Annotated in this window: 22 protein-coding genes and 1 tRNA gene; 20 read left to right on the top strand and 3 right to left on the bottom strand. The window is 44.1% G+C overall.

The genetic code is table 11. The annotated features are described in order from the left end of the window. Positions 1–213: 213 nt before the first annotated feature. Together proB and EXT48_RS15515 are read left to right on the top strand one after the other, a co-directional pair. A complete protein-coding gene (proB, locus tag EXT48_RS15520) occupies positions 214–1,314 on the top strand; it encodes a glutamate 5-kinase (RefSeq protein WP_017218481.1) in 1,101 nt (366 codons plus the stop codon). Positions 1,315–1,317: 3 nt separating this feature from the next. After that, on the top strand, positions 1,318–2,565 hold the full coding sequence (locus EXT48_RS15515; protein ID WP_130164973.1) for a glutamate-5-semialdehyde dehydrogenase: 1,248 nt from the start codon (positions 1,318–1,320) through the stop codon (positions 2,563–2,565). A 200-nt stretch (positions 2,566–2,765) separates the two neighbouring features. Here the strand turns inward: EXT48_RS15515 and EXT48_RS15510 are convergent. After that, positions 2,766–2,841 (bottom strand) — tRNA-Ala (locus tag EXT48_RS15510). Between the two features lie 129 nt (positions 2,842–2,970). Between EXT48_RS15510 and EXT48_RS15505 the strand changes: the two genes are divergently transcribed. Together EXT48_RS15505 and EXT48_RS15500 are read left to right on the top strand one after the other, a co-directional pair. After that, positions 2,971–3,366 carry a hypothetical protein gene (locus EXT48_RS15505; RefSeq protein ID WP_130164972.1) on the top strand — a complete coding sequence of 132 codons (396 nt, stop codon included), beginning with the start codon at positions 2,971–2,973 and terminating at the stop codon, positions 3,364–3,366. Next, positions 3,363–3,875 (top strand): prolyl-tRNA synthetase associated domain-containing protein, encoded by a 513-nt coding sequence (locus tag EXT48_RS15500; protein WP_130127009.1) that lies wholly within the window; start codon positions 3,363–3,365, stop codon positions 3,873–3,875. Before EXT48_RS15505 ends, EXT48_RS15500 begins: the two co-directional genes overlap by 4 nt. On the opposite strand, the gene EXT48_RS15495 is transcribed toward EXT48_RS15500, so the two are convergent. Continuing rightward, on the bottom strand, positions 3,834–4,967 hold the full coding sequence (locus EXT48_RS15495; RefSeq protein WP_045988900.1) for an MFS transporter: 1,134 nt from the start codon (positions 4,965–4,967) through the stop codon (positions 3,834–3,836). The genes EXT48_RS15500 and EXT48_RS15495 overlap by 42 nt on opposite strands. A gap of 188 nt (positions 4,968–5,155) precedes the next feature. Between EXT48_RS15495 and EXT48_RS15490 the strand changes: the two genes are divergently transcribed. The 4 genes from EXT48_RS15490 to EXT48_RS15475 all read left to right on the top strand — a co-directional run bounded on the left by EXT48_RS15490 (position 5,156) and on the right by EXT48_RS15475 (position 8,161). Next, complete coding sequence (locus tag EXT48_RS15490; RefSeq protein WP_010378951.1) at positions 5,156–5,692, top strand: DUF2058 domain-containing protein; 537 nt, start codon at positions 5,156–5,158, stop codon at positions 5,690–5,692. A 72-nt stretch (positions 5,693–5,764) separates the two neighbouring features. Continuing rightward, on the top strand, positions 5,765–6,088 hold the full coding sequence (locus EXT48_RS15485; RefSeq protein WP_039493034.1) for a c-type cytochrome: 324 nt from the start codon (positions 5,765–5,767) through the stop codon (positions 6,086–6,088). A gap of 121 nt (positions 6,089–6,209) precedes the next feature. Then, a complete protein-coding gene (locus EXT48_RS15480; RefSeq protein WP_010607214.1) occupies positions 6,210–6,977 on the top strand; it encodes a class II aldolase/adducin family protein in 768 nt (255 codons plus the stop codon). Positions 6,978–6,985: 8 nt separating this feature from the next. Beyond that, positions 6,986–8,161 carry a mandelate racemase/muconate lactonizing enzyme family protein gene (locus EXT48_RS15475; RefSeq protein WP_045988902.1) on the top strand — a complete coding sequence of 392 codons (1,176 nt, stop codon included), beginning with the start codon at positions 6,986–6,988 and terminating at the stop codon, positions 8,159–8,161. Between the two features lie 128 nt (positions 8,162–8,289). Here EXT48_RS15475 and suhB read toward each other — a convergent pair whose 3' ends face one another. Further along, positions 8,290–9,093 carry an inositol-1-monophosphatase gene (suhB, locus tag EXT48_RS15470; RefSeq protein WP_017218489.1) on the bottom strand — a complete coding sequence of 268 codons (804 nt, stop codon included), beginning with the start codon at positions 9,091–9,093 and terminating at the stop codon, positions 8,290–8,292. A gap of 215 nt (positions 9,094–9,308) precedes the next feature. On the opposite strand from suhB, the gene trmJ reads away from it, so the two are divergent. The 12 genes from trmJ to EXT48_RS15410 all read left to right on the top strand — a co-directional run bounded on the left by trmJ (position 9,309) and on the right by EXT48_RS15410 (position 20,806). Further along, entirely contained in the window at positions 9,309–10,037 is a 729-nt protein-coding gene (gene trmJ, locus EXT48_RS15465; RefSeq protein ID WP_039493041.1) for a tRNA (cytosine(32)/uridine(32)-2'-O)-methyltransferase TrmJ, read from the top strand. A 291-nt stretch (positions 10,038–10,328) separates the two neighbouring features. After that, positions 10,329–10,820, top strand: a complete 492-nt coding sequence (gene iscR, locus EXT48_RS15460) for a Fe-S cluster assembly transcriptional regulator IscR (RefSeq protein WP_010378960.1) — start codon at positions 10,329–10,331, stop codon at positions 10,818–10,820. A gap of 23 nt (positions 10,821–10,843) precedes the next feature. Continuing rightward, complete coding sequence (locus tag EXT48_RS15455) at positions 10,844–12,058, top strand: IscS subfamily cysteine desulfurase (protein ID WP_010378962.1); 1,215 nt, start codon at positions 10,844–10,846, stop codon at positions 12,056–12,058. Between the two features lie 60 nt (positions 12,059–12,118). After that, on the top strand, positions 12,119–12,502 hold the full coding sequence (gene iscU / locus EXT48_RS15450) for a Fe-S cluster assembly scaffold IscU (protein ID WP_010378965.1): 384 nt from the start codon (positions 12,119–12,121) through the stop codon (positions 12,500–12,502). Positions 12,503–12,511: 9 nt separating this feature from the next. Then, the gene (gene iscA, locus EXT48_RS15445; RefSeq protein ID WP_010378967.1) at positions 12,512–12,835 is read left to right on the top strand and encodes an iron-sulfur cluster assembly protein IscA; all 324 of its coding nucleotides are present in this window, start codon (positions 12,512–12,514) and stop codon (positions 12,833–12,835) included. Positions 12,836–12,895: 60 nt separating this feature from the next. After that, on the top strand, positions 12,896–13,420 hold the full coding sequence (hscB, locus tag EXT48_RS15440; RefSeq protein ID WP_010378969.1) for a co-chaperone HscB: 525 nt from the start codon (positions 12,896–12,898) through the stop codon (positions 13,418–13,420). A 41-nt stretch (positions 13,421–13,461) separates the two neighbouring features. Continuing rightward, positions 13,462–15,324: a Fe-S protein assembly chaperone HscA gene (hscA, locus tag EXT48_RS15435; protein WP_130164971.1), complete on the top strand. Its 1,863-nt coding sequence runs from the start codon at positions 13,462–13,464 to the stop codon at positions 15,322–15,324. 1 nt (position 15,325) lies between these two features. After that, positions 15,326–15,664 carry an ISC system 2Fe-2S type ferredoxin gene (fdx, locus tag EXT48_RS15430; protein WP_010607222.1) on the top strand — a complete coding sequence of 113 codons (339 nt, stop codon included), beginning with the start codon at positions 15,326–15,328 and terminating at the stop codon, positions 15,662–15,664. Positions 15,665–15,753: 89 nt separating this feature from the next. After that, positions 15,754–17,187 (top strand): NAD-dependent succinate-semialdehyde dehydrogenase, encoded by a 1,434-nt coding sequence (locus EXT48_RS15425; RefSeq protein WP_130164970.1) that lies wholly within the window; start codon positions 15,754–15,756, stop codon positions 17,185–17,187. A 99-nt stretch (positions 17,188–17,286) separates the two neighbouring features. Beyond that, positions 17,287–18,168, top strand: a complete 882-nt coding sequence (locus tag EXT48_RS15420) for an NTP transferase domain-containing protein (RefSeq protein ID WP_165384117.1) — start codon at positions 17,287–17,289, stop codon at positions 18,166–18,168. A gap of 46 nt (positions 18,169–18,214) precedes the next feature. Continuing rightward, entirely contained in the window at positions 18,215–19,288 is a 1,074-nt protein-coding gene (locus EXT48_RS15415) for a phosphotransferase enzyme family protein (RefSeq protein WP_045988907.1), read from the top strand. A 141-nt stretch (positions 19,289–19,429) separates the two neighbouring features. Further along, positions 19,430–20,806 (top strand): Gfo/Idh/MocA family protein, encoded by a 1,377-nt coding sequence (locus EXT48_RS15410; RefSeq protein ID WP_130164969.1) that lies wholly within the window; start codon positions 19,430–19,432, stop codon positions 20,804–20,806. The last annotated feature ends 11 nt before the right edge of the window (positions 20,807–20,817 follow it).

The raw sequence follows: 20,817 nt of genomic DNA, 5'->3' as shown, positions 1-20,817 counted from the left end.
AAATGTCAGCCAGTTAACGATTGTTGCTGTGTCTGGGTTTAGCATGTGTGGCGACATGATGGGACTAAGGTCTTCGCCGTCGCACGTCTGTTTGTTTTATCTATTTGCCGACTTTTTGGTCGATGCATTGCGCTTTCTGTTGTCTTCTAATAGGAGATATTTGGAGTACCAACTCGTGAGTGGGTGGTTAATTTAATGCAGGAATTTATGTCGATGAAACAGTCAAAACGTATCGTAATCAAGATCGGGAGTGCGTTGATCGCGCCAGAGCAAGATGGGTGTCGATCCCGCTATTTACTCAGCATCGCGCAATTCATCGTGCGTTGTCGAGCCCGAGGTATCGAAGTGATCCTCGTCTCTTCAGGTTCAGTCGCAGCAGGGTCGCACTTATTTCCAAACTCAGAGCAGCCTAGCATTGCGGTGAAAAAAGCGATGGCGGCAGCTGGCCAAACCGAGATGATGGCTACGTGGGACCGCTTCTTCGACTTCCCGTCGGCGCAGATATTGCTGACTCACGGCGACCTGCGTGATAGAGAGCGATACACCAGTATTCGTGAAACAATATTCACTTTACTCGATCATGGAATACTGCCTATTATCAATGAAAATGACACCGTGACCACAGACGATTTGAAGGTGGGTGATAACGATAATTTATCTGCCATGGTAGCGGGGGCTGCAGATGCTGATGGGCTGATTATTTGCTCCGACGTCAGTGGGTTATATAACAAAAACCCTAATTTACATGCTGATGCAGAGCTGATTTCAGAAGTGACAGAGATCACTGAAGAAATCTACGATATGGCTGGCTGTCCAACGAGTAAGGTTGGCACCGGTGGTATGAAGACTAAAATTGAAGCTGCTGAAAAGGCGACGTCTCACGGTATAGATACCTATATTGTTAACGGCTTCGAAGAAACAACCTTTGAATTATTGTTGGCGGGAAAAAATCCAGGCACGGTATTTACAGCCTATGATAAACCGATGCAAGAAGCAGTGCATTGGATGACTCACACAGCATCAGAGCAAGGTGAGCTAGTCGTAGATAGCGATTATGGCTCAGGCGAAAATCAAGTGGTGGGTCAGTTAAGTGGCGATGAAATCACTGAAGTAAAAGGTGAGTTTTCTGTTGGAGATACCGTACTCGTGAGAAGCAAAGATGGTAAGCGCTTAGCCAAAGCAACCACCAATTACAGTAGCTGCTTATTAAACTTTTTAACTGAACATGAAGAGAATCCGATCAGCGAAAGAATTCAAGATAGTATCGGACCCGTTATTTCAGAACAAGATATTGCATTATTGGAGAAGTCATAAGACATGAGTTTAATCACAGATATTTCATCACAGGCTGCAAAAGCAGCGAAACAGTTAGCACTATTATCTACAGAGCAAAAAAATGCGGTGTTAGCAGATATGGCAAAAGGGATCCGTGAAAATAGCGATGCCATTATTAAAGCCAATGAAGCAGATTTAGCTGCTGCTCGTGATAACCAGCTTAGCGACGCCATGATAGATAGATTAACGCTTAACCAAGCGCGGATTGAGAGCATGGCTGAGGGCATTGAGACCATCATTCAACTGGACGATCCTGTGGGTGCACGTAGAGACATGGGCGTAAGACCAAATGGCATTAAAATCAGCAAAATGAGAGTGCCACTTGGTGTTGTTTGCATGATTTATGAGGCGCGCCCCAATGTCACCGCTGACGCCGGTGCGCTGTGTTTTAAGTCAGGTAATGGTGTTATTTTGCGTGGTGGTAAAGAAGCGTTAGCAAGTTCTTTGGAGATCGCAAAAGCGATGCATAAGGCGCTCGAAAAACATAATCTACCTGCCGCGTTGGTTTCTGTTATTCCGGATCCAGACCGCGCGTTGTTAATGGAGTTGATGCAGCAAAAAGAATATATCGACCTTATCATCCCACGTGGCGGTGAGGGTCTAATCAATTTCGTTACTGAGAATAGTACGGTGCCAGTGATCCAGCATTTTAAAGGCGTGTGTCACTTGTATATAGATAAAGCGGCCGATCTCGATAAAGCAATGGCGCTTCTGTTAAACGGTAAAACGCAGCGTACTGGTGTATGTAACGCGCTTGAAGGGTTAATTGTTCATCAAGATATCGCTCCGACTTTTTTACCGAAAGCTGCAGCAGCATTAGCAGAAAGAGGCGTGAAAATTAATGCGTGTAAGCAAACCGTAGCTTATTTTGATAATGCAGTTGAATTGAGTGATGACGAGTTTGGCGAAGAATACTTGAGCCTTGAAATAGCGGTTCGTCAGGTTGCTGATTTTAATGCAGCGCTTGCACATATTGATCGCTTTGGTAGTCACCATACCGAAGTTATCTGTACGGAAGACAAAGCAGCTGCTGATTTGTTCCAACGCGGTGTAGATGCTTCCGTCGTGATGGTTAATGCCTCTTCACGCTTTAGTGATGGTTCAGCGTTAGGTTTAGGTGCCGAGATTGGTATTGCTACCACCAAATTGCACGCTTACGGACCAATGGGCTTAGAGTCGCTAACAACCGAAAAATTTTTAGTAAATGGTGAAGGCCAAATCAGAGAATAATGAACAGATGCTGCTTGAGTAGATCGAAGAATCATACTCAGTGGTATACACAGAATGACATAAGTAACTGCAAAGCTCGGGTCGAAAGACTTGGGCTTTTTTCTTTTCGATTTAAGGTGTTAATTTTGTAAGAAGTAAGAAGTAAGAAGTAAGAAGTAAGAAGTAAGAAGTAAGAAGTAAGAAGTAAGAAGAGCGGAAAGTGGTGGAGCTAAGCAGGATCGAACTGCTGACCTCCTGCGTGCAAGGCAGGCGCTCTCCCAGCTGAGCTATAGCCCCACATTCCGTCAGTGGACGAAGCGAAATTTAATCATTTTTTATATTCCCGTCAACCCCAGACAAAAAATTTCGCTATTTTTTTATAGTCTTTGTTACACTGAACTGAAAATAAAACGAATTAAGCGAATTATGGTTCTGCGTCATATCTTTTCTATTCTCGTTATTGGGCTGCTAGCGAGCTGTGCATCACAGACTGATGAGCCTGAACTTATTATCGAAAAGCAATCTCTTCATAAGCGTCTTTCGCCAACTGGTGATAAAGAATTTGCTTTCATTGTAACGGTACAAGCAACACCTCGAATGGAGCTGGATGCAAGTAAGCCAATATCAAGAAGAGAGCTAAAACGTTTTGCCGAGTTTGAGCGTATTGAAGATTCCCCCGCTCTAAAACTCAAGCTAGAAGAGCAAGCCGTCGCCTTATTAAAACCGGCTTTGATTGAGGCGGACTACTGTAATTCAGGTCATAAAATTACCGATGTATACTGGCGACAGCGTAGCGTTCAGTTACGAGGTAAGTGTTTGTGATCAGAAACAATCCAAGTGCACTTGCAGAGCGGCTCGCTCAGTTAGATATCAACTATCTCAATTATGAGCACCCACCGTTACATACTTGTCTAGATGCTGACAACTTGAAGTTAGCGAGAAAAGGGACGCGACTGAAAAATCTCTTCCTCCGAGATAACTATGGAAAGCGACACTTTCTTTTTATTATTCCTGCAGATAAGCAAGTCGACCTAAAAGCGCTGTCTAAATCTCAAGGGGTGTCACGTTTAGGTTTTGCATCGACGGACAGGCTAGCAAAGTATTTAGGAGTGGAACAAGGCTGTGTATCAGCACTCACATTGCATAACGACAGTGAGCAACAAGTCGAATTATGGCTTGATAGTGAACTGCAATCTGCGCATTTATGGCAGTGTCACCCTCTAGTGAATACTAAAACTTGGGTGTTAACGCTCGAAGATTTGAAACGCTTTTGGCAAGTCACTGGGCACTCACCTCACTGGGTTGACTGTGTTTCTCAAACTCAGAGCTAAGCCGACTGTACAGACGGTAAAAAGTGACGCACAAAACCAAGTGATACCAGCTTGCTCATAAATCAAGCCCGGAAGGTAAGATCCCAGCACGCCTCCGGAATAATAAAATGAAACATAAGCGCCATTGGTGACGGTTGCAGGTGCCTGACTAATACTGTTGGCTAAAGGCGCAGCGGTTGAATGGATCACAAACATACAGGCGCAGAATAGCGTAAATAAGACCACAAAAAAGAACACAGACGCCACGGGTAATAGCGCAATGGTTGTAGCATAGATAAAGAACATCACAGCTAAAAATCGCCAGGTAGAATGAAATTTACTTTGTAGCCAAGGTGTAACGATAGACCCTAAAGCACCAACTAAATAGCCTGTATAGACCCAGCCCACTTTACTGGGATCAGTTAAATTAAAGTCGTACTTGAGTATAAAAGGTAAAAAGTTGAGTAGCCCCGCGAAGCAGAAAAACATACAAAATACAGAGCTGTATAATCTCACTAGGCGCGATTGCTTGAGTGGTGCCAAGTAATCCCTGATCCTTGTCGCGTGAATTATTGGTGGTTTGTTTTTGCTGGCTCGAATGCTAAATGCCAGCACAATCAATAACAATGCGTTTAGGTAATAGAAACTTTGCCACTCAAACCAGACAGTAAAGTTGGCTGCAAGCGTACGGCCAAAATAACCTCCGGCTATGGTACTTCCGATGTACAAGCTCATGTTTCTTTTCAACTGTGAGCCACTAAATTGTTGGCCGATATAACCCGTCATGGCAGTGAGTGCAGCAGGGAGTAACAGTCCTTGAACTAGTCGTGTAAGCAACAAGCCCGAGAATGAAGTCATTGAAGCGAAAGCCAAACTACTTAGCGCCAATAGTAGCATTGTCCATTTTAAGATCCGCAAAGGGTTAGACTTTGCGAGTAATAGCCCATAACAGATTGGTGCGATGGCCAGCGGCAGCATGGTGGCTGACATCAGCATACCTGCATCTGACGCAGAGACATTGAACTGCTCTGCAAATTCAGCCAGCAGCGGCTGCGGTGCATAGAGCACAAAAAAAATGGTAACAGAGCAAAGCAATAGATGAATGACGGGCATTAAGCAATAAGGCTTTTTATTTCGATGAGTTAGCTTAAATTAAAGCAAACTAGATGACAATTTTTTGCGCTAAATCACGATGCGTAACAATAATTTTGGTAGTTTTACATTAGATTGACCGATTCCTCTCTGGTCAATCGAAATTGCTGAGTTAAAATAGTGAAAAGTCTATTTTACGGAGTTGCATGATGGGTTCACTGCAAGATCAGTTGCTAAAAGCAGGTCTAACAACTGAGCACAAGGCGAAAGTTGCAAAAACACAAAAGCGTAAACAGCAGAAGAAAAAGAAAAAAGGCGCAACGAGCGACCAAACAGACCTTCAAAAACATATTGAGCAAACGAAGCTTGAGCAGCAAAAGCGTGCCGAAGAGTTAAATAAAGCGAAGCAAGAAACGCTAAAAGATAAAGAGCAAATTGCTCGCGTGAAGCAGATCTTAGAACATCATAACCAAGATGAGATCCGCGGCAATGTGACCTTTAACTTCACATACCAAAATAAGGTGAAGGAGTTAGAAGTTAATTCCGAAACACAAAAAGCGCTATCAAAGGGGCGTTTAGCGATTTGTGTGTTAGAAGAGCAGTTCTACGTACTACAAGATGAACCTGCTAGAAAGATCGCAGAGGTAGACGAGAAATATATCGTTTTCCATGTTGAGGACAATCAGCAAGGTGATGAGGATGACCCTTACGCTGACTTTGAAGTCCCAGATGATTTGATGTGGTAGTGATTAGGCTTTAGGTCAAACTTTAGTCTACACTGACTTACAACGTTAACCGTCAATAAAAAGAGTAATGATATGAGCAAGATGAAAAAACTACTAGTAGGGACTACGGTGGCAATTTGCGCACTAGGTTCAGCAAGTTCAATGGCTGCGGATGGTAAAGCATTATATACAGCAAAGATGTGTCAAACCTGTCATGGTGCAGATGGTAAAGCACCAATCATGCCTCTGTATCCTAAGCTAAATGGTCAAAGCAAAGAGTATTTAGCGGCGCAAATGAAAGATATCAAATCAGGTAAACGTAATAACGGTATGACAGCAGCAATGAAGGCGATGGTTGCTAATGTCACTGACGCTGAAATCGATGCGATTGCAGAGTATCTATCTAAAGTTGAATAACATCAAAGTTAGATATCAAAGATGATAAAAAACCACCGTTCGCGGTGGTTTTTAGTTGAAGATATAATTAAGCTAATTTAGACTTCTATACATCCAGATGTGGAGTCAGTAAGGGATCCCCATGTTCGAATTACCTCAGTTAAATTTAAAAGACAAAGTAAGCGCAGAAGAATGGCAGCTGCGTGTTGACCTTGCCGCTTGCTATCGACTGGTTGAGCACTTTCGTTGGGGAGATCTAATTTATACGCATATGTCGGCGCGTTTGCCGGGTACGGATCATTATTTAGTAAACGCCTTTGGCCTGACCTTTGATGAAGTCACCGCTTCTAATTTGGTGAAGGTCGATCTTGAAGGGAATATTCTTGATGATACGCCATTTAAGATTAATCCCGCGGGTTTCACCATTCACAGTGCAATCCATGAGGTGCGAGAAGATGCGCATTGCGTTATCCACCTTCATACTAAAGAGACGATCGCAGTCGCGAGTGTAGAATGTGGTTTATTGCCTTTGAGTCAGCATAGTATGTTCTCCTTACCATCACTATCGTATCATGGCTATGAAGGCTTAGCAGTGAATATGGATGAGAAAAAGCGCTTGCAAGATGACTTAGGTACAACCAATCATATGCTGCTGGTGAACCACGGTGGTTTAACTGTTGGACCAACGGTAGGTGATGCCTTTATGCGTTTTTATGACTTACAGCGTGCATGCGAGATTCAAGTTGCGATTCAAGCAACGGGACAACAAGCGGTACCTGTACCACAACCCATTATTGATAACATATATAACCAAGCGAATGTCGTGCATAGCGGTAGCACCGGTGGTCAATTAGCATGGCCCGCAATGCTTCGTAAAGCTTACCGCCTAGACCCAAGCTTTGCTCAATAGGAGTCAACATGAAAGTTAATCGCGTCGAAGTTTTCGATATTCATTGTCCAGATAGACCTGCTTGGACACCCGTTTTTGTTCGTATTCATACCGATGAAGGCATTTCAGGGGTTGGTGAAGCTGGGCTTGCATACGACCTCGGCCACAGCGCTGCGGCCAGTATGATCAAAGAAATGGCTGAAGCCTTTTTAATTGGTCACGACCCTTTTCAAACCGAGCTGCTTTGGTCGCGTATGCTGAGAGAAAGTTTTTGGGGTTTAGGTGGCGGGCCTGTGGTATATGCGGCGATGTCAGCAATAGATACCGCGCTTTGGGATATTAAAGGTAAAGCCTTAAACCTACCTGTTTATCAATTGCTTGGTGGTAAAGTGAACCCTGAGCTTCGCACCTATGCCTCGCAATTACAGTTTGATTGGGATAGCGAGTTTAAAGCACTAGTTCAACCACACGAATATGCTGAAGCGGCTCACAAAGCCATTGCAGAAGGGTACGATGCGGTTAAAGTTGATCCAATTCAGTACGACAAAGATGGCAACACGTATTACGATAGAACTAAGCTAATCTCGCGCGCGGAAATGAAATTATACCGTGCAAGAATGAAAGCAATACGTGAAGCGGTAGGTGATGAAGTGGATATTATTTTTGAGTGCCACAGCTTACCGGGCGCGACATCAGCCATTCAAATTGCAGACATCGCTGAAGAATTTGATTGTATGTATTATGAAGAGCCAGTGAATTATCTTAACCACTCTTTACATGCAAAGGTAGCCAACAAGACCTCTGTGCCAATCGCTGGCGGTGAACGTTTGTATAATCGCTGGGGTGTTCGCCCTTATTTTGAAGATCAAAGTATTGATGTACTGCAGCCAGATATTGGCCTATGTGGTGGCTTTACGGAAACTAAGAAGGTATGTGATTACGCCGATATCTTTGATATCCGTATTCAGGCGCACGTCTGTGGCGGCCCGGTAGCAACCGCAGCTTCATTACACTTGGAAACCGCGATCCCAAACTTCCTGATCCATGAGCACCATACTTACGCAATCAAAAAGTGGAACAGAGAGCTATGCTTGCAAGACCCGCAGCCTAAGAACGGTATCTTTAAAGTGTCAGAAGAGCCGGGGCTTGGTATTGAGCTAAACGATGAAATCGTGATGCGCTCAGCCCGTGTTGAAATTAAGTAGGCATCCGACGCTCAGCGTAAATACCTGAGTTTGGAATAACAGTTAGCTCTTACTATTGTTATTCTTAGACTCAATCAGATACAAAAAACCCAAGCAGTGCTTGGGTTTTTTCATCTAAGCCAGAGTTATTATTTTAACAATGACTCAGTTAATACTGGGCGAATTTCTTTTACAATCGCTTGGCAAAGCTTAGGTGCGCCACAGATGATGTTGCCGCTACGGTTAAAGTTAGCACCGCCTGCAAAATCAGTGACCATACCGCCTGCTTCTTTTACTAACAGCTCACCGGCTGCTGTATCCCAAGGCTTAAGGCCAATTTCAAAGAAGCCATCCATACGACCTGCCGCAACATATGCCATGTCTAAAGCTGCAGAGCCCGCACGGCGGATATCAGCTGTATGAATGAATAATGCTTTGAATGCTTCTAGGTAGGCATCCATGTGGTGCTTTTGCTTGAAAGGGAAACCAGTTGCAAGCACAGTGCCTTGTAATTCAATAGACTTAGATACACGAATACGTTTGTTGTTTAGCTGTGCGCCTTGGCCACGAGAAGCGGTAAATAATTCGTCGCGGATTGGATCGTATACAACAGCTTGCTCTACGCGACCTTTAACTCTTAGCGCGATAGAAACAGCATAATGAGGGATACCTTTAACGAAGTTAGTTGTACCGTCTAGAGGATCGATAACCCAAAGGTAGTCTGCATCTTTGCCTTCGTGATGACCAAATTCTTCACCAACAATAGAGTGATCAGGGTAAGATTTTAAAATTGTGTCACGAACGATTGATTCCGCATCTTTATCGATGTTTGTTACTAAATCATTTGTGCCTTTTTGAGCAGCTTCAACGCGCGATAAATCTTCACTTGCACGTAGGATAATCTTACCTGCGTTACGCGCAGCGCGTACCGCAATGTTCAACATTGGATGCATAGCATTACCTTTAGGTTGTAAAAGAACAGGATCATTTTGAGCCGGCGTATTCTAGCGGTTTTTTCTCTAAAGTAAATAACCAATTGTGAATTTTTCTGGTTGTTTTTTGTACTCCGTTGCTGCGTAAAGATTTTTAATTTCTGGTTGTGGAGCTTGGAAAAACGCAAATCAGATATGCTACACTGCGCCATTATTTTTGTTTGAGACTCGTGTAAATGGCTTTAGAAGATATTCGAATTGTATTAGTGAACACCTCACACTCTGGCAATATTGGCTCTGTTGCGAGAGCGATGAAGACGATGGGGTTATCTAAGCTTTATTTAGTTGACCCTGCATGTGAAGTGGACAGCCATGCAAGTGCATTGGCGGCTGGCGCAACCGACGTGTTGGGTGCAGCGACTAAAGTCGATACACTTCAAGAGGCGATTGCTGATTGCGCTTTAACTATTGGCACGAGTGCGCGCTCACGCACTTTGTCGTGGCCAATGGTAGACCCGCGTGAGTGTGCACAAAAATTGGTTGCTGAGTCGGTGAATGGTCCTGTCGCCCTTGTATTCGGTCGTGAGAATAGCGGCCTAACAAATGAAGAGTTGCAATTGTGCAACTATCATGTGTGTATTCCAGCTAATCCTGAGTATAGCTCGCTTAATCTTGCGATGGCAGTGCAAACTTTGGCCTACGAAACGCGTATGACATATCTAGACACGCAAGAAAAGCAGCCAGAAGAAGTAGATGAAACGATTTACCCATCATCAAAGCAGATGGAGTTATTCTACGAGCATCTTGAAAATACCCTGAATGACACCGGCTTTATCATCAAACAGCATCCGGGCATGGTAATGACTAAGCTAAAGCGTTTGTTCAACCGTGCTAGACCGGAAGATCAAGAACTTAATATTCTACGTGGGATCCTAAGTTCGATAGATAAATCTACTAACAAGTAAACCAAACACGATAACAGTATTGGCCAACTCAGCGCGCCAATACTGTTATATTTCTATTGTCTAAATATCAACCATTTCTTCTGTGAAATCTTGCATAAATCTTCATCACTAATACTTGACTAAAATACTCAGGTAATTACAATATCCATAATACCTGATTAAATTACTCAGGTATTTCGGGTAGGCATACGAGGGTTGCAGATTTAAAGCCGTTATTATGCTTGGTTAATACTTGACTATCTTAGTCAAGTAATTAAAATTTGCGGCTTGGTAAATTAGCGGGGGTTATGCATGAAACTGACATCAAAAGGCAGATACGCCGTGACAGCAATGTTAGATGTTGCGTTACACGCAAGTATTGGCCCTGTTCCACTAGCCGATATCTCTGAACGACAAGAGATTTCGCTATCTTACCTTGAACAATTATTTGCCCGTCTACGTAAACATGGCTTAGTTAGCTCTGTACGTGGTCCTGGCGGCGGCTACTTATTAGGCCGTGATGCACACACAATTTCCGTTGGTGATGTGATTAATGCAGTTGACGAGTCCGTTGACGCAACACGTTGTCACGGCGAAGGCGGCGGTTGCCAAAGCGGTATGCGCTGTCTGACTCATTCATTGTGGTCTGATTTAAGTGTGCGAATTGAAGAATTTTTAAACAGTATTTCCCTAGCCGAGTTAGTCGCCGACGCGGATGTTCAATCCGTAGCAACGCGGCAAGATAAGCACGTTAAACGTGTTATCGAGCAATTAGACAATATTCAAGTGAGTTGTCAACTCTAGGTTGACGTCAAGCGGAGAGATAAATGAAATTACCGATATATCTAGATTATGCAGCAACCGCTCCGGTTGATCAGCGTGTTGCAGACGAGATGATGCAGTGCCTGACAATGGATGGTAACTTTGGTAATCCAGCTTCTCGTTCACACCGTTTCGGTTGGCAAGCAGAAGAACTGGTTGATCAGGCGCGTAATGATATCGCTGATTTAATCAACGCTGATCCGCGTGAAATCGTTTTCACATCTGGTGCAACTGAGTCAAACAACCTTGCAATCAAAGGTGCTGCGCAGTTCTATAAAAAGAAAGGTAAGCACATCATCACCGTTCGTACAGAGCACAAAGCAGTACTAGACACCTGCCGTGAGCTTGAACGTCAAGGCTTTGAAGTGACGTATATGGATGTTGAAGACAACGGCTTACTTGACTTGAAAAAGCTTGAAGCAACCATGCGTGAAGACACTGTTTTAGTGAGCGTAATGCACGTTAATAACGAGCTAGGTGTTATTCAAGATATCGCGACTATCGGCGAGATGTGTCGTGAGCGCAAGATCATGTTCCATGTTGATGCGGCGCAAAGTGCTGGCAAGGTATTAATAGACCTACAAACATTGAAAGTAGACTTTATGTCATTTTCTGGCCACAAAGTTTATGGCCCTAAAGGTATCGGTGCGCTGTACGTGCGCCGTAAGCCACGTGCGCGTTTAGAAGCACAAATGCACGGTGGTGGTCATGAGCGCGGTATGCGTTCTGGTACACTTGCTACTCACCAAATCGTGGGTATGGGCACAGCATTTAGAATTGCTAAGCAAGACTTTGAAAAAGACCATGCACACATCAGTGCACTTCGTCAGCGTCTATTGGACGGCCTAATGGATATGGACGAAGTTTATTTTAATGGTGCTATCGACCAATCAGTACCTGGCATTGTAAACATCAGCTTCAACTTTGTTGAAGGTGAAAGTCTACTAATGGCAGTTAAAGACATTGCGGTTTCTTCAGGTTCTGCATGTACATCGGCGAGCTTAGAGCCATCTTATGTACTGCGTGCTCTAGGTCGTAATGACGAATTAGCACACAGCTCTATCCGTTTCAGTATTGGTCGTTTTACGACAGAAGAAGAGATCGATTACACCGTCAATCTTCTTAAGAATTCTATTGGTCGCTTACGTGAGATGTCACCGCTTTGGGAAATGCACCAAGATGGCATCGACTTAGATAGCGTTGAATGGGCACACCATTAAGCAAGTTTTAGCCGCTGGCTGGATACTATCCAGCCGCAAGCAGGTAGTGAGGAAATAGTTATGGCTTACAGTGATAAAGTTATCGACCACGTTGAGAATCCACGTAACGTAGGTTCTTTAGACAAGAACGATCCAAGCGTAGCAACGGGCATGGTGGGGGCACCTGCATGTGGCGACGTAATGAAGCTACAAATTAAAGTGTCAAAAGAAGGCATCATCGAAGATGCGAAATTCAAGACATATGGTTGTGGTAGCGCGATTGCATCATCATCCCTTGTGACTGAGTGGGTGAAAGGTAAATCGTTAGAAGAAGCTGCGACTATCAAAAACACTGATATCAGTGCAGAGCTTGAGTTGCCACCAGTGAAAATCCACTGCTCAATTTTGGCAGAAGATGCGATTCAAGCTGCGATTGCAGATTATAAGAGTAAACAAGCGAAGTAAGAGACTATTATGGCAGTGACGTTAACAGATGCAGCCGCTAATCGCGTATTAGCCTTTTTGAGTAACCGTGGAAAAGGCATAGGGCTGCGCGTTGGTATTAAAACCACGGGCTGTTCAGGTCTTGCTTATGTTCTCGAATTTGTCGACGATTTAGATGAAGGCGATGAAGTATTTGAAGACAAAGATGTCAAAATCATCGTTGATGCAAAAAGTTTAGTTTATATCGACGGCACAGAGCTTGATTACACAAAAGAAGGTCTGAATGAAGGGTTTAAATTCAATAACCCAAATCAGAAAGACGAATGTGGCTGTGGCGAAAGCTTCACCGTATAGTTTGCAACAGTGAATAGTTTAAAGCCCTGCCTTGGTGGGGCTTTGCTGTATTAGGTGCGTATGCGTTATTTTGAATTATTTGATTTACCTGTTGATTATCACGTTGATTTAAACAAACTAAATCAAGGCTATTTAGAGCTACAGCGTGCAGTTCACCCAGATAGGTTTGCTGGTAAAAGTGAGCGTGAGAAGTTGCTCGCGGTACAGAAAACCGCAGAGATCAATGACGCGCTAGCGGTGCTCAAACACCCAGTTAAACGCGCCGAGTATATGTTAAGCGAAAAGGGTGTAGACATACGAGCAGAGCAACAAACGTTGCAAGATCCGATGTTTTTAATGCAACAGATGGAGCTGCGTGAAGCATTAGAAGAATTACCTGATGCGGCGGATCCTGACGGCGCGATTGCAGAGTTCGAAACACAGATCAAAGCGTTAGATACAGAGTTTAGCGCCTCCCTTGCCGAGCAGCTTCAAAGCGATGACATGAGCACATTAGAAGCCGCAGCAGACAATATTCGTAAGCTAAAGTTTGTCTACAAGTTACGCGACGAATTAGCACGTATCGAAGATGAATTATTCGATTGATGATGTATAGCATCAACAAACGTTAAAGTGAAAAGAGCATTATGGCATTATTGCAAATTGCTGAGCCGGGGCAGAGCGCGGCACCTCATGAGCATAAATTAGCGATTGGTATTGACTTAGGTACCACGAACTCTCTTGTGGCAACAGTACAAAGTGGCGAAACGAAGACCCTTAGCGATTTAATGGGTAAACCTATGCTGCCGTCGGTAGTAAGGTACACCGACTCAGAGGTTATCGTTGGTGAACAAGCCCAAGCTGCTTCTGCTGAAGACCCGACTAATACGCTTATTTCTGTAAAACGTTTTTTAGGTAAAACGCAATCTGAAATAGAACAAAGCTATGGTCAGTTGCCTTATAACTTTGTCGATAATAACGGTTCGCTTGCTATTGAAACCGTAGCTGGCGCTGTAAGCCCAGTGCAAGCCTCCGCTGAAATTTTAAAAACATTACACCAACGTGCTATTGATAGCTTTGCTGGTGAAGATGTAATGGGCGCAGTGATCACTGTACCTGCGTATTTTGATGATGCACAAAGGCAAAGTACAAAAGACGCAGCTGAGCTTGCTGGTCTAAAAGTATTAAGACTTCTCAATGAGCCGACTGCAGCTGCAGTAGCTTACGGCCTAGACTCTGGTCAAGAAGGTGTGATTGCGGTTTATGACCTTGGTGGTGGTACGTTTGATATTTCTATCTTACGCTTAAACCAAGGAGTGTTTGAGGTATTATCAACCGGTGGTGATTCAAGCCTCGGTGGTGATGACTTTGATTCATTGTTGGTCGATTTCTTTAAACAGCAAACGCAGCTATTTGATTTAAACCCAAAAGAGCTACGCTTGTTTATCAATAAGGCAAGAGCCTGTAAAGAAGCGCTTTCAAGCTATGAAACGGTAAACGTAGAGCTACCAGTTCGCGAGCAAAAATTTGTAGTTTCGATCACGCGTCAAGCATTTGCTGAAATGGCAATGCCATTGGTTAAAAAGACTTTACGCTCTTGTCGCCGCGCGTTAAAAGACGCGGGTGTCACAGCAGAAGAAGTCTTGCAGGTTGTGATGGTGGGTGGGTCGACTCGTATGCCGGTGGTGCGTGAAGAAGTCGGTAATTTCTTTGTTAAAGAGCCACTAACATCAATCGATCCAGACCGTGTGGTGGCATTGGGTGCTGCTATCCAAGCTGATATTTTAGTGGGTAACAAGCCTGACTCTGACATGTTACTACTTGATGTATTGCCATTGTCTTTAGGCCTAGAAACTATGGGTGGGTTGGTTGAAAAGATCATTCCACGTAATACCACTATTCCTGTTGCACGTGCACAAGAGTTTACCACTTTTAAAGATGGTCAAACCGCTATGTCATTGCATGTATTGCAAGGTGAGCGTGAGCTCGTTGATGATTGTCGTAGCTTGGCTAAATTTAGTCTAAAGGGCATTCCAGCAATGGCGGCAGGCGCTGCGCATATTCGAGTCACTTTTAGAGTTGACGCTGATGGTCTATTGAGTGTTTCGGCTGAAGAAAAGTCGACAGGTGTGCAGGCTGAGATCCAGGTAAAACCGTCGTTTGGTTTGAGCGATGACCAAGTAGCACAAATGCTAAAAGATTCGATGAGCAATGCCAAAGAAGACATGAGCGCTCGTATGCTTAAAGAGCAGCAGGTTGAAGCACTGCGTGTGTTGGAAGCGTTAGAGGCATCGCTTGCAACGGATGGTCATCTGTTGGCAGAAGATGAGCTCAATACACTGCGCGGTGCAATGACTGAACTTGCACAAATTCGCGAAAGTGCAGACAATCCAGAGCAGATTAAAAAGGTGATCGAAGAAGTCGATCAGGCGAGTAGTGATTTTGCTTCACGCCGTATGGATGAATCAATTAAAAAGGCACTGCAAGGGCAGTCGGTAGACGAGGTGTAATATGCCACAAATTATCTTTTTACCCCATGAAGAGTTATGTCCGGAAGGTGCTGCAATCGAAGCGAAAACGGGTGAAACTGTACTCGATGTGGCGTTGAAAAACGGAATTAGTATTCCACATGCCTGTGAAAAGTCATGTGCATGTACTACGTGCCATATCGTTGTTCGTGAAGGTTTTGACTCGCTGGAAGAAAGCGATGAGTTAGAAGATGACATGCTAGATAAAGCATGGGGTCTCGAAGCTGAGTCTCGTTTAGGTTGCCAAGCGATAATTAGTGATGAAGACTTAGTGGTTGAAATTCCAAAGTACAATCTCAATATCGTTAATGAAGACCATTAAGTGCTGCTAACAACCTAGGTTGTTACTGACAAATTTAATAAAAGCCGTAGTCTTATACTACGGCTTTTTGCTTTTCTAGGAGGAACGCTATGTCACTCATCAGTAATCCCGAATTTTCACTTATCAATGGCCAAGCACATCATAGTAAAACGCATGTCGATGTGGTTAATCCTGCAACTGGAGAGCACCTTGCTCAGGTTTCTGAGGCGGATAATCAGGCAGCTGATAAAGCGCTGCAAGCAGCGGCTGAAACCTTCGAAAAACTCGCTAGCACGACAGCACATGCCCGTAGTCAAGTACTTAGAAAATGGTACGAATTGGTAATAGAGCATCGTCAGGTGTTGGCTGAAATCGTCACTAAGGAACAAGGCAAACCGCTTAAGGAGGCACTTGCCGAGGCGGATTATGCTGCAGGATTTATTGAATGGTATAGCGAAGAAGCCAAGCGTGCCTATGGTCAGGTTATTCCCAGTCATTCTCAATCACATGAGCTAACGACTATTAGGCAAGGGGTTGGTGTTGTACTTGGGATCACACCGTGGAATTTTCCACTGGCGATGATCACCAGAAAAGTAGCACCAGCTTATGCAGCAGGCTGCAGCTTTATTTTAAAGCCTTCTGAGAAAACCCCTCTTGCGGCCATCGCCCTTGCAAAGCTGGCTATTCAGGCTGGAATGGAAGTTGGCGCTTTTCAGGTGTTAGTGACTAACGATTCTAAAGGGTTAGTAGCACACCTTACTGAGTCACCACAGGTGCGAAAACTCACTTTTACGGGGTCAACACAAGTGGGGAGTGCGTTGTTGAAGCAATGTGCCGACACAGTGAAAAGAACGTCAATGGAGCTTGGTGGTAATGCACCATTTATTGTTTTCGACAGCGCTGATGTTGAGCAAGCGGTAAGTGGTTTGATGGCAGCGAAGTTTAGAAATGCAGGACAAACTTGTGTGGCCGCAAATCGTGTGTTTGTTGCGAAAGGTATCGCGGCAGAGCTACTCAATACGCTCACTCAGCAGGTTAGCACACTCACCTTGGGAAATGGTCTAGAGCAAGGTGTTGATATTGGTCCACTCATTTCACTTGAAGCCAAACAAAAAGCACAGCAGTTGTTGGAAGATGCGTTAGCTAAAGGTGCGAGCATCGCTTATCAAGGTGATAAACAAAGCGGCCAATTTATGGCACCAGTAGTTATCACGGGTGTAAATAGCACCATGCGGATCTTCCATGAAGAAATTTTTGCACCGATTGTCAGCATTATTGATTTTGAGAGTGAAGATGAAGTGGTAAGGATGGCAAACTCTGTGCCGGAAGGGCTTGCTGCTTATTTTTATTCGAATGATGGCAATCAAATAAGGCGAGTAAGTCATGCGCTTGAGTATGGCATGGTTGGGATTAATGAAGGGATCATATCCAATCCTGTAGCGCCTTTTGGTGGTGTGAAGTTTTCAGGTCTTGGCCGAGAAGGAGCACAGGAAGGACTGCTTGAATACCAAGAAATAAAGTACTTATGTCAAAAGTTTAGCTAGTTCACACTAATTGCGAGGACGCCTTTCCTCGCAATTGCTTTTATTCTGCGCAAAAGCTCAGTACACTTACCCGCTTATTTGAGTTTTGATATTTTTTCAATGATAGGAATCGAACAACCCCCTAAGCTGATCATTTTGGCAGGTGGATTAGGAAGCCGCTTTGGTGGTAATAAGCAGGTTGCTAAGCTGCCAAGTATCGATAAAAGCATTATGGAATTGAGCATAATTGACGCGCATCATGCTGGTGTGCAAGATGTTATTTTGATCATCAATGACAAAGTGCGAAGCCTAATCGAAAATGTGATATTGCCACGATTGCCGAAGGCGCTGAACATTACTTTAGTGCAGCAGCGGCTTAGCGATATTCCGAATGAATTTATCGACTGTTTGGCAGGGCGAGAAAAACCATGGGGCACAGGACATGCGCTGCTGTGTGCAAAACCATACGTTGATAAGCCTGCGATAGTTATTACGGCGGATGATTATTACGGGCCAGATGCATTTGAGCAGCTTGTTGAACATTTTCAGCATCATAGCAATATGGCGATGGTCGCATACCCAATTATAAATACCTTATCAGATCAAGGTGGAGTAAACCGTGGTGTTTGTCAGGTACAAGCGCAACAACTACACTCGGTTGAAGAAGCATTGGATATTCGCTTTGAAAACGGCGAGTTGTCAGGTGATATTGCAGGTAAGCGGTGTAAAATAGCAAGCTCTGCGCTGGCTTCGATGACCTGCTGGGGTGTGACACCGTCACTTTTTGATTCATTAGAAGCCGGATTTAATGCGTTTTTAAGGAATTATGACAACGGTGTCAAAAAAGAGTATTATCTGCCAGATTGTATCCAACACAGTATCAATAAGGGCCTACAAACCGTGTCGGTCTACCAAGCTAAATCACATTGGTACGGTATAACTTATAAGAGCGAACTAGACATTGTCGCGAGAAAGATTTATGAAGCACGTCAGGGAAGATAATCATCTCCACACAACTACATCCGACTTAACTCCTTTTGAGGTGAATATGGAGTATCAAGCCGTTGCGCAACAACTTGCTGATGAATACGGTCTCATTAGTGAAGAAGCTAAAATGAAGCCGATCGGTAGTGGTCATATCAACACGACTATGCTGTTGCAGGACAACCACAAAACCATGGTAGTACAAAAGCTAAATACCACGGTATTTCCAAACCCTTTGCATCTTGTTGAAAATGCGCGAGCGATTGAACAGCACTTAACAGCAAAAGCCTTAAATGGAGAATATAGCCTCGCTATCATAAAGCACTTAGCGACGAGTTCAGGCCAATATTTAGTCGATATTAATGACGAAGTTTGGCGTGCGCTTGCATTTATTGGCCGCAGTTATAGCGAAGACGTAGTGGCAAACGAACAACAAGCATTAACGGCTGCAAACGCCTTTGGGCAGTTTGCACATGCGCTAAATGATTTTGATGCGGCGCAGTTACATCATGTCATTCCAAACTTTCATAACTTGGCGATGCGTATTGATGCATTTAACCAAGTGCTAGCGAAAGACGAGCATGGTCGCGCGGAAAAGTGCAGTGATGTTATCGCTGCTTTTCAGCAGCAATTTGCACTTGCAGAAGAATTGCAGCAGGCACAAAAACAAGTACCACTTAGAGCTTGCCACAACGATACCAAAATCAACAACATGCTGTTTTCAACACAGAGTGATGCAGCGCGAGCCGTTATCGACTTAGATACGTGTATGCCGGGTAACTGGTTGTTTGATTTTGGCGATATGGTACGTACCTTTTGTTCACCAGAAGCTGAAGACTCAACGAACTTGAGTAATGTGCAAGTGAGAGAAAATATCTTTGCTGCGCTGGCGCAAGGGTATATTGAACCGTTACAAGACAGTGTGACTGAAGCAGAAAAAGACAGTTTTATTCTTGGCGCCAAAGTGATGCCATTCATGATAGGTCTGCGATTTTTAACAGATCACTTAGATGGAGATAATTATTTTGCAACCCACAGAGCCAATCATAATCTTGACCGTGCGAAGAACCAGTTTGCGTTGTATTCCAGTGTGCTAGAAAAAGAGGATTGTCTGAATAATATTATCAGGGCAATTTAACGGTTTAATATATTTTAAGAAAAAGCGCTTCAAGCGCTTTTTTTGCGGCTTTATCGCAATGTTTTGAACCTAAGATTGGGATAGGTTAGCTTGATAGCGAGCAGTATTAGTGCTGTTAAGAAGTATCGTTTAGGAGTAAGAATGAAAAATATAAACCGCCGCGACTTTTTAAAAGCCGCAGGAGCGGCAGCGGCTGCGAGTGTAGTAGCTGGGTGCGCAAGCTCGAATCAAAATAATAGCATTGTACCTAAGCAACAAGGCCGCTCTGTCATTGGGCTCGTAGCACCAAAAATGGACGTGGTTCGGGTAGGTTTTATTGGGGTTGGCCAACGTGGCTATGGTCATGTAAAGCGCATGAGTCACATCGATGGCGCACGTATTGTCGCGATTTGTGATACCCATGATGAAGTGCTTGAAAAATCGGCTGACTATCTTGTACGCGAGCGAGGTTTGCCGAAACCTGCGCTGTATCGTGGTGGTGAGTTAGCTTATCAAGAAATGCTAAATCGGGACGATATTGACATCGTTATCATTTCAACGCCTTGGAAATGGCACGCGCCGATGGCAATTGATACCATGAATAGTGGTAAGCACGCGTTTGTTGAAGTGCCTTTAGCGTTGACCGTGGAAGAAATGTGGCAGATAGTCGACACCGCAGAGCGCACGCAAAAGAACTGTATGATGATGGAAAATGTCAATTACGGTCGCGATGAGTTGATGGTACTGAATATGGTTCGCCAAGGTGTATTCGGTGAGTTATTGCATGGTGAAGCTGCATATATTCATGAGCTACGTTGGCAGATGAAGGAAATTGAGCACAAAACCGGCTCATGGCGCACACACTGGCATACTAAGCGAGATGGTAACCTATATCCAACTCATGGTTTAGGTCCAGTATCTCAGTACATGAATATTAACCGAGGTGATCGTTTTGATTACTTAACTTCTATGAGTTCTCCCGCCCTAGGTCGTGCAGCCTATGCAAAACGCGAATTTCCGACAGATCATGAACGCAATCAACTACATTATATTGCGGGTGATATGAATACCACGATGATTAAGACCATCAAAGGACGCAGTATCATGGTACAACATGATACGACCACGCCTAGGCCTTATTCTCGTCACAATCTTATTCAAGGAACTAATGGGGTCTTTGCTGGTTTCCCTAATCGGATCGCGTTAGAGCAAGGTGGTACTAAGAGCTTCCATGAATGGGATTACGAAATGGATCCTTGGTATAAACAATACGACCACCCGCTTTGGACTAAAATGGGTGAAGAAGCGCAGCGCAATGGCGGTCATGGTGGTATGGACTTTTTAATGTTCTGGCGCATGATCTATTGCCTGCGTAATGGTGAGGCGCTAGATCAAGACGTATACGATGGTGCAGCTTGGTCGGTAATTTCTCCATTGTCGGCTCAATCAGTGGCTAATCGTAGTGGATCACTGAGTATTCCAGACTTTACCCGTGGAGCGTGGAAAACCGCTAAACCATTGGGTATAGTGACAGTGTAAAGATACACACT

Source organism: Pseudoalteromonas sp. CO348 (assembly GCF_004208845.1).
In the GTDB taxonomy this organism is placed as follows: Bacteria; Pseudomonadota; Gammaproteobacteria; order Enterobacterales; family Alteromonadaceae; genus Pseudoalteromonas; species Pseudoalteromonas maricaloris.
This window is presented reverse-complemented; position numbering and strand designations above follow the sequence as displayed.

Excerpts from the sequence above, each read along its gene's own strand:
- proB (WP_017218481.1), top strand. The coding sequence starts at position 214 with ATGAAACAGTCAAAACGTATCGTAATCAAGATCGGGAGTGCGTTGATC.
- EXT48_RS15515 (WP_130164973.1), top strand. The coding sequence starts at position 1,318 with ATGAGTTTAATCACAGATATTTCATCACAGGCTGCAAAAGCAGCGAAA.
- EXT48_RS15505 (WP_130164972.1), top strand. The coding sequence starts at position 2,971 with ATGGTTCTGCGTCATATCTTTTCTATTCTCGTTATTGGGCTGCTAGCG.
- EXT48_RS15495 (WP_045988900.1), bottom strand. The coding sequence starts at position 4,967 with ATGCCCGTCATTCATCTATTGCTTTGCTCTGTTACCATTTTTTTTGTG.
- EXT48_RS15490 (WP_010378951.1), top strand. The coding sequence starts at position 5,156 with ATGGGTTCACTGCAAGATCAGTTGCTAAAAGCAGGTCTAACAACTGAG.
- EXT48_RS15485 (WP_039493034.1), top strand. The coding sequence starts at position 5,765 with ATGAGCAAGATGAAAAAACTACTAGTAGGGACTACGGTGGCAATTTGC.
- EXT48_RS15480 (WP_010607214.1), top strand. The coding sequence starts at position 6,210 with ATGTTCGAATTACCTCAGTTAAATTTAAAAGACAAAGTAAGCGCAGAA.
- EXT48_RS15475 (WP_045988902.1), top strand. The coding sequence starts at position 6,986 with ATGAAAGTTAATCGCGTCGAAGTTTTCGATATTCATTGTCCAGATAGA.
- suhB (WP_017218489.1), bottom strand. The coding sequence starts at position 9,093 with ATGCATCCAATGTTGAACATTGCGGTACGCGCTGCGCGTAACGCAGGT.
- trmJ (WP_039493041.1), top strand. The coding sequence starts at position 9,309 with ATGGCTTTAGAAGATATTCGAATTGTATTAGTGAACACCTCACACTCT.
- iscR (WP_010378960.1), top strand. The coding sequence starts at position 10,329 with ATGAAACTGACATCAAAAGGCAGATACGCCGTGACAGCAATGTTAGAT.
- EXT48_RS15455 (WP_010378962.1), top strand. The coding sequence starts at position 10,844 with ATGAAATTACCGATATATCTAGATTATGCAGCAACCGCTCCGGTTGAT.
- iscU (WP_010378965.1), top strand. The coding sequence starts at position 12,119 with ATGGCTTACAGTGATAAAGTTATCGACCACGTTGAGAATCCACGTAAC.
- iscA (WP_010378967.1), top strand. The coding sequence starts at position 12,512 with ATGGCAGTGACGTTAACAGATGCAGCCGCTAATCGCGTATTAGCCTTT.
- hscB (WP_010378969.1), top strand. The coding sequence starts at position 12,896 with ATGCGTTATTTTGAATTATTTGATTTACCTGTTGATTATCACGTTGAT.
- hscA (WP_130164971.1), top strand. The coding sequence starts at position 13,462 with ATGGCATTATTGCAAATTGCTGAGCCGGGGCAGAGCGCGGCACCTCAT.
- fdx (WP_010607222.1), top strand. The coding sequence starts at position 15,326 with ATGCCACAAATTATCTTTTTACCCCATGAAGAGTTATGTCCGGAAGGT.
- EXT48_RS15425 (WP_130164970.1), top strand. The coding sequence starts at position 15,754 with ATGTCACTCATCAGTAATCCCGAATTTTCACTTATCAATGGCCAAGCA.
- EXT48_RS15420 (WP_165384117.1), top strand. The coding sequence starts at position 17,287 with ATGATAGGAATCGAACAACCCCCTAAGCTGATCATTTTGGCAGGTGGA.
- EXT48_RS15415 (WP_045988907.1), top strand. The coding sequence starts at position 18,215 with ATGGAGTATCAAGCCGTTGCGCAACAACTTGCTGATGAATACGGTCTC.
- EXT48_RS15410 (WP_130164969.1), top strand. The coding sequence starts at position 19,430 with ATGAAAAATATAAACCGCCGCGACTTTTTAAAAGCCGCAGGAGCGGCA.